Here is a 9162-nt window from a genome sequence, read left to right as displayed (position 1 = left end):
GGGTACGAATCGCCGGGCTCTGCCCGGCGTTTTCGTTTTCGGGCGCCCGCGCGGGCGCGGCAGCCGAACTGCTTTTGATTTTTTCTGTTTTTCCGTGGCTGGCACTCGCGCCAGACCGTCGAAGGTCGGATGGGTGGGGCCCGCGAGGGTGTGAGCCGCATGGATGCGGCGACCAAGGCTACAGGGACGTACTTGCGCCGTCCCTCGCGGGCCCCACCCGTCCGACCCGGCCCTCGGGCCTCACTCTGCCAGCCACGAGGGGCCCCGCCGTTGGCCGCAGAACCGCTCCCGCATGACCGCAATGGCGTCACACGTTAAACTCCCGCCGTGAATACTCCTACCTACACCGCCCAGCAACTCGCCGATCAGTTCGGCCTGCAGGTCCATGGCGACCCAGGCACCGCCATCGATGGCGTGGCCACCCTCGCCCATGCCGGTGCCGGCCAGCTGACCTTCCTTGCCAATCCGCGCTACCGCGCCCAGCTGGCCGACAGCCAGGCCGGCATCGTGGTGCTGCGCGCCGAGGATGCCGACGCGGCTCCCGGCACCGCGCTGGTTGCCAAGGACCCCTACACCACCTTTGCCAAGATCGGCGCGCTGTTCGACATCGCCCCGACCCGCCCGCCCGGCATCCATCCCAGCGCAGTGATCGATCCGCAGGCGCAGGTCGCCGCCAGCGCCCACGTCGGTCCGTTCGTCACCATCGGCGCACGCAGCGTCATCGGCGAGAACTGCATCATCGGCGCCGGCAGCATCATCGGCGAAGACTGCACCCTCGACAGCGGCTGTGAACTGATCGCCCGCGTCACCCTGGTCACCCGCGTCAAGCTGGGCAAGCGCGTGCGCATCCATCCCGGCGCCGTGCTGGGCGCCGATGGCTTCGGCCTGGCCATGGACGCTGGCAAATGGATCAAGGTGCCGCAGCTTGGCGGCGTGCGCATCGGCGACGACTGCGAGATCGGCGCCAACACCTGTGTCGACCGTGGCGCGCTGGAAGACACCGTGCTGGCCGAGGACGTCCGCCTGGACAACCTGGTACAGATCGCACACAACGTGCAGATCGGCGCCCACTCGGCCATCGCCGGCTGCACCGGCATTGCCGGCAGCGCCAAGATCGGCCGTTACTGCCTGCTCGGCGGCGCCGTTGGCGTCGTCGGTCATCTTGAAATCTGCGACAAGGTCGTGATCACCGGCAAATCGGTGGTCCGCAACTCCATCACCGAGCCGGGCGAGTATTCCTCCGGCACGCCCCTGACCGACAACCGCACGTGGCGCAAGAATGCCGCGCGCTTCAAGCAGCTCGATGCCCTGGCCCGTCGCATCCTGTCTGTGAGCAAGGAGAAAGAATGAGCCACACCCAGACCCTGCCGGACATGGCGCAGATCCAGACGCTGCTTCCGCACCGCTACCCGTTCCTGCTGGTGGACAAGGTGGTGTCGATCGACTACGAGAAGCGCACGATCGTCGCGACCAAGAACGTCAGCATCAACGAGCCGTTCTTCCAGGGCCACTTCCCGGGCCAGCCGATCATGCCCGGCGTGCTGATCATCGAAGCCATGGCCCAGGCCGGCGGCGTGCTGACCCAGTTGACGCTGGGCCGCGATGCGCAGTCCAAGCTGTTCTACATGGTCAAGGTCGACAAGGCCCGCTTCACCAAGCAGGTGGTGCCCGGTGACGTGCTGGAGATGCACGTGGAGATCAAGCGCGTGATCCGCAACATGGCSGTGTACGACTGCGTGGCCAAGGTCGACGGCGARGTSGTCGCCTGCGCCGARGTGCTGTGCGCCGGCACCCGCGAATGACCCTGGCTGGAGGTCCGAGATGAGCGACAACGCCCCCCTGATCCATCCCACTGCCGTGATCGATCCGTCGGCGCGCCTGGCCGACGATGTCCGCGTGGGCGCGTTCACGATCATCGGGCCGGACGTCGAGATCGGTGCCGGCACCGAGGTCGGTCCGCACTGCAGCATCCATGGCCCGACCCGGATCGGCCGCGACAACCGTTTCATCGGCCATGTCGCGGTCGGCGGCGAACCGCAGGACAAGAAGTACGGCGGTGAACGCACCGAACTGGTGATCGGCGACCGCAACGTGTTCCGCGAGTTCGTCACCCTCAACCGTGGCACTGGCGGCGGCGGTGGCATCACCACCATCGGCGATGACAACTGGATGCTGGCCTACACGCACGTGGCCCACGATTGCCACGTCGGCAACTTCTGCGTGTTCTCCAACAACACCACGCTGGCCGGGCACGTGACCGTGGGTGACTACGTGATCATCAGCGGCTTCGCCGGTGCGCACCAGTTCTGCCGCATCGGTGCACATGCCTTCCTCGGCATGGGCGCGCTGACCAATGGCGACGTCCCGCCGTTCACCATGGTCGGCACCGACTCGCTGGGCCGCCCGCGCGGCATCAACAGCGAGGGCCTGAAGCGTCGCGGCTTCGATCCCGAACGCATCACCGCCATCAAGCGTGCCTACCGCACGCTGTACGTGGCGGGCCTGCCGCTGGCCGAAGCCAAGGCACAGCTGGCCGAGCAGGCGCGCGACAGTGACGACGTCAAGTCGATGCTGGACTTCATCGAGCACACCGAGAGGCACCTGCTGCGATGAGCAGCGCGACCGGCCAGGCGCCGGCCGGCGCCGAGGTGATTTCGCTGGCCTCGATGGCCGGCAGCGTGCCTGCACACCGGGTGCTCAGCGAGCGCCCGTTGCGGATCGCCCTGGTCGCCGGCGAAGCCTCAGGCGACCTGCTCGGCGCAGGCCTGGTGCGCGAACTGAAGGCCCGCTTCCCGCATGCCGAATTCGCCGGCATCGGCGGCGATGCCATGCGCAGCGCCGGCTGCCAGACTTGGCACGATGCCAGCGAATTGGCGGTGATGGGCCTGACCGAAGTCCTGCGCCATCTGCCGCGGCTGCTCAAGCTGCGTTCGGCCTTCCGCCAGCGTGCGCTGGAGTGGCAACCGGATGTGTTCATCGGCATCGACGCTCCGGACTTCAATCTGGGCATCGAACGCTGGCTGAAACAGCGTGGCGTGCGCACCGTGCACTACGTCAGCCCTTCGGTGTGGGCATGGCGCGAGAAGCGTGCCGAGAAGATCGGCAGCAGCGCCGACCTGGTGCTGTGCCTGTTCCCGATGGAACCGCCGATCTACGCCAAGCACGGCATCGACGCGCGCTTCGTCGGCCATCCGATGGCCGATGACATCCCGCTGCACGTCGACCGGGAAGCGGCCCGGATCGAGCTCGGCCTGCCCGCCTCGGCCAAGGTGCTGGCCGTGCTTCCCGGCAGCCGCCTGGGCGAGATATCCAAGCTCGGCGAAGCCTTCTTCGAGGCCGCCTGGCAGGTATCCGAGCGCATTCCAGGCCTGCACGTGGTGGTGCCGGCGGCCAACGCGGCCTGCCGGCGCCTGATCGAAGAGCAGCTGTCACGCTCGGCGCTGCCGGTGGCCTATTCGCATGTACTGGACGGCCAGGCACGCAACGCGATGATCGCCGCCGACGTGGTGGTGCTGGCCTCCGGTACCGCCACCCTGGAGGCGATGCTGGTGAAGCGTCCGATGGTGGTCGGCTACCGGGTCAACGAACTGACGTACCGCCTGGTGAAGGCGCTGGGGTTGATCAAGGTCGACCGCTTCGCCCTGCCCAACATCCTGGCCGGCCAGGACCTGGCGCCAGAGCTGATGCAGCACGACTGCACGCCGGAAAAACTGGCCGCCGCCATCCAGCAGTGGTTCGACCATCCGCAGCGGATCGCCGATCTGCAGGGCACCTACGCGCGCCTGCATGAACGCCTGCGCCGCAATGCATCGGCGCGCGCAGCCGATGCCGTTGGCGAGCTGCTGGTGCGCGGCCAGGAAAAGGCATGAGCCGCCGCCACGCCGCAGCCGCCAGCCTGGCCCTGTTCGATGGTGCCGCGGTGATCGACCCCGGCCACCGCATCGCCGGTGTCGACGAAGCCGGACGCGGACCGCTGGCCGGCCCCGTCGCGGTGGCAGCAGTGGTGTTCGATCCACAGCGGCCACGACTGAACGGCCTGGATGATTCCAAGCAGCTGACCGCGGCCCGCCGCGAGCAGCTGCATGACCGCATCCTCGACCGCGCCCTGGCCTGGCACGTGGTGCTGGTGGACGTGGAAGCCATCGATCGCCTGAACATCTATCAGGCCACGCTGCAGGGCATGCGCGATGTCGTCGCGGCGGTGGCCCACGTGGCCGGCTTCGCCCGCATCGACGGCAACGTGGTGCCCAAGGGGCTGATGCTGCCGGCGCAGGCGCTGGTCGGCGGCGATGGCATCGACCGCGCGATCATGGCGGCCTCGATCCTGGCCAAGGTCTCGCGCGACCGCTACATGCTGGACCTGCACGCACGCCACCCGCAGTACGGCTTCGACCAGCACAAGGGCTACGGCACCCCGGCGCATCTGGCCGCCCTGCGTGAACACGGCCCGTGCGCGGAGCACCGGCGCAGCTTCGCCCCGGTGCGCGAGTGCCTGGAGGCGCCGCCGGCTGGGGCGGCCGCCATCGCGATCGCCTGAACGTTCGCCGGGCATGGCCCTGCGCTACCACGGCAACATGAACGTCCCCGGTAGCGCCGTGCCATGCCCGGCGGCATTGGCGATATCGCGCACCGTCAAGTCCTTGTCGCAACCCCCTGCCCTCGCTACCCTGACCGGGCACTCCAGCGCTTCCCGACCCCGGCGACGATTCCCGCGTCTGCACCCGGGGCCTGCGCGCTCCAACCTGGTCCGGCATGTCCAACTCCCGCTTCGTACATCTCCACGTCCACACCGAGTTCTCGCTGGCGGACTCCACCATCCGCGTGCCGGCCAAGCCGGACCAGGCTGACCCGAAGAAGGCCAAGCAGGCCAACCTGCTGTCGCGCTCGGTCGAACTCGGCCTGCCTGCGCTGGCGGTGACCGACCTCAACAACCTGTTCGCCCTGGTCAAGTTCTACAAGGCCGCCGAAGGCGTGGGCATCAAGCCCATCGCCGGCGCCGACGTGATGATCGCCGAAGAAGGCCAGGACCCGTGGCGGATGACCCTGCTGTGCCGCGACCGCGAGGGCTACCTCAGCCTGTCGCGTCTGCTGACCCGGGCATGGATGGAAGGCCATCGCCCCGAGGGCGGCGTGGCGGTGCATCCGGACTGGCTGAAGGCCGGCAACGCCAACCTGTTCGCCCTGGCCGGCCGTGAGAGTCTGGCCGGGCGCCTGGCGCTGGATGGCAAGCACGATCTGGCCGAACAGCAGCTGGCCGACTGGCAGCGCGTGTTCGGCGACGGCCTGCACCTGGAGCTGACCCGCACCGGCCGCGATGGCGAAGAGAGCTTCAACCAGTTCGCGCTGATGGCCGCCGGCCAGCGTGGCCTGCCGGTGATCGCCAGCAACGACGTACGCTTCCTGTCACCGTCCGATTTCAGCGCGCACGAAGCCCGCGTGTGCATCTCCACCGGCCGCGTGCTGGATGACCCCAAGCGCCCACGCGAGTACAGCGACCAGCAGTACCTGAAGTCGGCCGAAGAGATGTGCGCGCTGTTCGCCGACATCCCCGATGCGATCGACAACACGCTGGCGCTGGCCGAGCGCTGCAACATCGAGATGCGCCTGGGCACCTACTTCCTGCCCGATTATCCGGTGCCCGACGAGGAGACGCTGGACAGCTGGATCCGCAGCGAGTCGCGCAAGGGCCTGGCCGCACGCCTGGAAAAGAATCCCATCGCGCCCGGCATGACCGCGCAGGATTACAGCGACCGCCTCGAGTTCGAGCTGGACACCATCATCAAGATGGGCTTCCCCGGCTACTTCCTGATCGTGGCCGACTTCATCCAGTGGGGCAAGGCGCAGGGCATTCCGATCGGCCCGGGCCGTGGTTCGGGTGCGGGTTCGCTGGTGGCGTGGGCACTGCAGATCACCGATCTGGACCCGCTGCCGTACAACCTGCTGTTCGAGCGCTTCCTCAACCCCGAACGCGTGTCGATGCCCGACTTCGACATCGATTTCTGCATGGACCGCCGCGACGAGGTCATCGACTACGTTGCGCGCAAATATGGCCGCGAGCGGGTCAGCCAGATCATCACCTACGGCACCATGGCAGCCAAGGCGGTGGTGCGCGACTCCGGCCGCGTGCTCGGCTTCCCCTACGGCCTGGTCGACGGCGTCGCCAAGCTGATCCCGAACATCCTCGGCATCTCGCTGAAGGATGCTATGGGTGAGGGCAAGGACAGCGAGATGGCTTCGCCCGAGCTGATCCAGCGCTAYCAGAGCGAGGACGACGTCCGCGACCTGATCGACCTGGCRCGRCAGCTGGAAGACCTGACCCGCAACGCCGGCAAGCACGCCGGTGGCGTGGTGATCGCGCCCGAGCCGTTGAGCGAGTTCTGCCCGCTGTTTGCCGAACACGATGAAGACGGCCGCGGCAAGAATCCGGTCACCCAGTTCGACAAGAACGACGTTGAAGAAGTCGGCCTGGTGAAGTTCGACTTCCTCGGCCTGCGCACGCTGACGATCATCGACTGGGCGGTGAAGGCGATCAACAAGCGCCATGAGCGCGCCGGCATTCCGCCGGTGGACATCACCCAGCTGCCGCTGGACGATGCGCCCACCTACAAGGACATCTTCGCCTCGGGCAATACCGGCGCGGTGTTCCAGTTCGAATCCTCGGGCATGCGCCGCCTGCTSAAGGACGCCAAGCCCGACCGYTTCGAAGACMTSATCGCGCTGGTGKCGCTGTACCGMCCSGGCCCGATGGACCTGATTCCCTCCTTCGTCGACCGCAAGCACGGGCGCGAAGACGTGGAGTATCCCGATCCGCGCACCGAGCGCATCCTGCGCGACACCTACGGCATCATGGTGTACCAGGAGCAGGTGATGCAGATGGCGCAGATCGTCGGCGGCTACTCGCTGGGCGGCGCCGACCTGCTGCGCCGTGCGATGGGCAAGAAGGTGCCGGCGGAAATGGCCAAGCACCGCGAGATCTTCCGCGAAGGTGCGGCCAAGGACGGCGTCGGCGAAGCCAAGGCCGAYGCGATCTTCGACCTGATGGAGAAGTTCGCCGGCTACGGCTTCAACAAGTCGCACGCCGCCGCCTACGCGCTGGTGAGTTACCAGACGGCCTGGCTCAAGCGCCATTACCCGGCCGAGTTCATGGCCGCGACGCTGTCTTCGGACATGGACAACACCGAAAAGGTAGTCGGCTTCCTGGACGAGGTGCGCAACCTCGGCCTGACCGTGCTGCCGCCGAAGGTGAACCAGTCCGCCTTCATGTTTGAAGCGTCTACGCCGGACACGATCCAGTACGGCCTGGGGGCGATCAAGGGCGTCGGCCAGGGTGCCTGCGAAGCGGTGGTGGAGGAACGCCTTCGCGGCGGCGACTACACCGATCTGCTCGATTTCTGCACCCGCATCGGTTCGGCCAAGCTCAACCGGCGCACGCTGGAAGCAATGATCAACTGCGGTGCGCTGGATGAGTTGGGCCACAACCGTGCCTCGCTGATGCTGCAGCTGCCGGAAGTGATCAAGGCCACCGAACAGATGGCGCGCGAGCGTGCGTCCGGCCAGAATTCGCTGTTCGGCGGCCCCGAGCCGGGCGTACAGGCCATCCACCTGGAGCTGCAGGAAACCGACGAATGGCCGTTGCTGCAGCGCCTCAACGGCGAGCGCGACACGCTGGGCTTCTACCTCAGCGGCCACCCGTTCGACCCGTGGCGCGATGACGTGCGCGATCTGGTCGGTACCGACCTCGGCTCGGTGGAAAAGATCTGGAGCGCCAACAGCAACAGTGGTGGCGGCGAGAAGCGCTGGCGTCCGGAAGTGCAGACCGTGCTTGCCGRCCAGGTGGTCGGCGTGCGCCGCAAGGGCGAGAGCCAGATCTTCATCCAGCTGGAAGATGGCCGTGGCCGCGTCGAATGCAGCGCGTTCTCCGATGCCATGGCCGAGTTCGGCCACCTGATGACCAAGGACCGTATCCTGGTGGTCAAGGGCGGCCTGCGCGAAGACGAATTCAATGGCGGCTTCGCACTGCGCATCCGCCAGTGCTGGGACTTCGACGAGGTCTGTGCGAACTACGCCACGCGCCTGTCGCTGCGGTTGGACCTGCGCCATCAGCGACCGGTGTGGGAGCGCATCGACGCCCTGCTCGACCGCCATCGCCCCGGCCGCACGCCCCTGCGCCTGGACCTGCTGCTGAAGGGCCCCGATGGCGGCATCGCCGGCATGCTCGATGTTTCCGGGCAGAGCGCGGTGCGCGTCGATTCCAAGCTGATGGAGGCGCTGCGCGCCGAACCAGCCGTGCGCACGCTGAAGGTGCGCTACAGCCCGCCATGGGCCAGCTGAGGCTGGCCCCACCCCGTTTCCGCTTTCCCGCTGCATACGTCAAGGACGATTGCCCGTAATGAAGAACCTGCTGTTGCCGATGATGGCCGCGCTCGCGCTGGCCGGCTGTTCCTCCAAGGTCGATTTCGAGATCGACAACCCGACCGATGCGCCGCTGGCGATCAGCATCGATGGCAAGGACCTGCCGGTGGCTGCGCACGCGTCGCGACCGATCAGCCTGGCTGCCGGTGAGCATCACCTGCATACCGACCGCCTGGGCGATGTGCGCWTCATCGTCTACGCCGACGGCCGCGGCGGCCTGATCAATCCCAGCCTCAGCGAGTACGTAACGGCGCGCGAGATCTATGTGACCGGCGAGGACAAGCTGAAGAACTTCGGCGTCAGCGGCCTGGGCATCGAGCTGGGCGGTGTCGAGTTCAAGGGACCGTTCGAAAAGCACCACGGCCTGTTCATCGACAAGACCTGGAACTTCGGCGTGCGCGAGCCGTTCCCCGAGGAGCAGGTGGTTGCGCACGTGGACTCGACCGGCGGCCGGATCAGCACCAAGATCTTCACCGCGCCGGAATTCATCACCTACATCGAGGCCAGCATGGGCGAACCCGGTGCCTACAAGCGCGAGCAGCCCGCCGGCTACGTGGCCCCGGCCTACACGCTGGAACCCGCGCCGGCGCTGCCCGCGCTGGACCCGGCCTTCGAGGCCCATGCCGGTCCGGTGCGCGACATCTATGCCCGCTGGCTGAAGGCCAGCACGGCCAGCGAGCAGAAGGCCCTGCGCAAGGAAGACTTCCAGGCGCAGATGGCCTTCACCCAGGCCACCATGACGCTCGGCGC

7 protein-coding genes are annotated in these 9162 nt (G+C 67.3%); all 7 read left to right on the top strand.

All coding sequences use genetic code 11. The features are described from left to right. The first annotated feature begins 327 nt into the window (after window positions 1-327). Window positions 328-1350: a UDP-3-O-(3-hydroxymyristoyl)glucosamine N-acyltransferase gene (gene lpxD / locus AC1VAN_RS04240; RefSeq protein ID WP_032975782.1), complete on the top strand. Its 1023-nt coding sequence runs from the start codon at window positions 328-330 to the stop codon at window positions 1348-1350. Then, on the top strand, window positions 1347-1802 hold the full coding sequence (gene fabZ / locus AC1VAN_RS04235) for a 3-hydroxyacyl-ACP dehydratase FabZ (protein WP_025877675.1): 456 nt from the start codon (window positions 1347-1349) through the stop codon (window positions 1800-1802). Before lpxD ends, fabZ begins: the two co-directional genes overlap by 4 nt. A gap of 19 nt (window positions 1803-1821) precedes the next feature. After that, window positions 1822-2613 carry an acyl-ACP--UDP-N-acetylglucosamine O-acyltransferase gene (lpxA, locus tag AC1VAN_RS04230; RefSeq protein ID WP_025877677.1) on the top strand — a complete coding sequence of 264 codons (792 nt, stop codon included), beginning with the start codon at window positions 1822-1824 and terminating at the stop codon, window positions 2611-2613. A gap of 53 nt (window positions 2614-2666) precedes the next feature. Beyond that, on the top strand, window positions 2667-3869 hold the full coding sequence (gene lpxB, locus AC1VAN_RS04225) for a lipid-A-disaccharide synthase (RefSeq protein ID WP_223482669.1): 1203 nt from the start codon (window positions 2667-2669) through the stop codon (window positions 3867-3869). Further along, the gene (locus tag AC1VAN_RS04220; protein ID WP_442251029.1) at window positions 3866-4537 is read left to right on the top strand and encodes a ribonuclease HII; all 672 of its coding nucleotides are present in this window, start codon (window positions 3866-3868) and stop codon (window positions 4535-4537) included. Before lpxB ends, AC1VAN_RS04220 begins: the two co-directional genes overlap by 4 nt. A gap of 215 nt (window positions 4538-4752) precedes the next feature. Then, a complete protein-coding gene (gene dnaE, locus AC1VAN_RS04215; protein WP_480985325.1) occupies window positions 4753-8331 on the top strand; it encodes a DNA polymerase III subunit alpha in 3579 nt (1192 codons plus the stop codon). A 58-nt stretch (window positions 8332-8389) separates the two neighbouring features. Then, a partial coding sequence (locus AC1VAN_RS04210) for a hypothetical protein (RefSeq protein WP_480985324.1) occupies window positions 8390-9162 on the top strand: 773 nt, incomplete at its 3' end.

Source organism: Stenotrophomonas sp. 05L44_2, from assembly GCF_056665995.1.
This window is presented reverse-complemented; position numbering and strand designations above follow the sequence as displayed.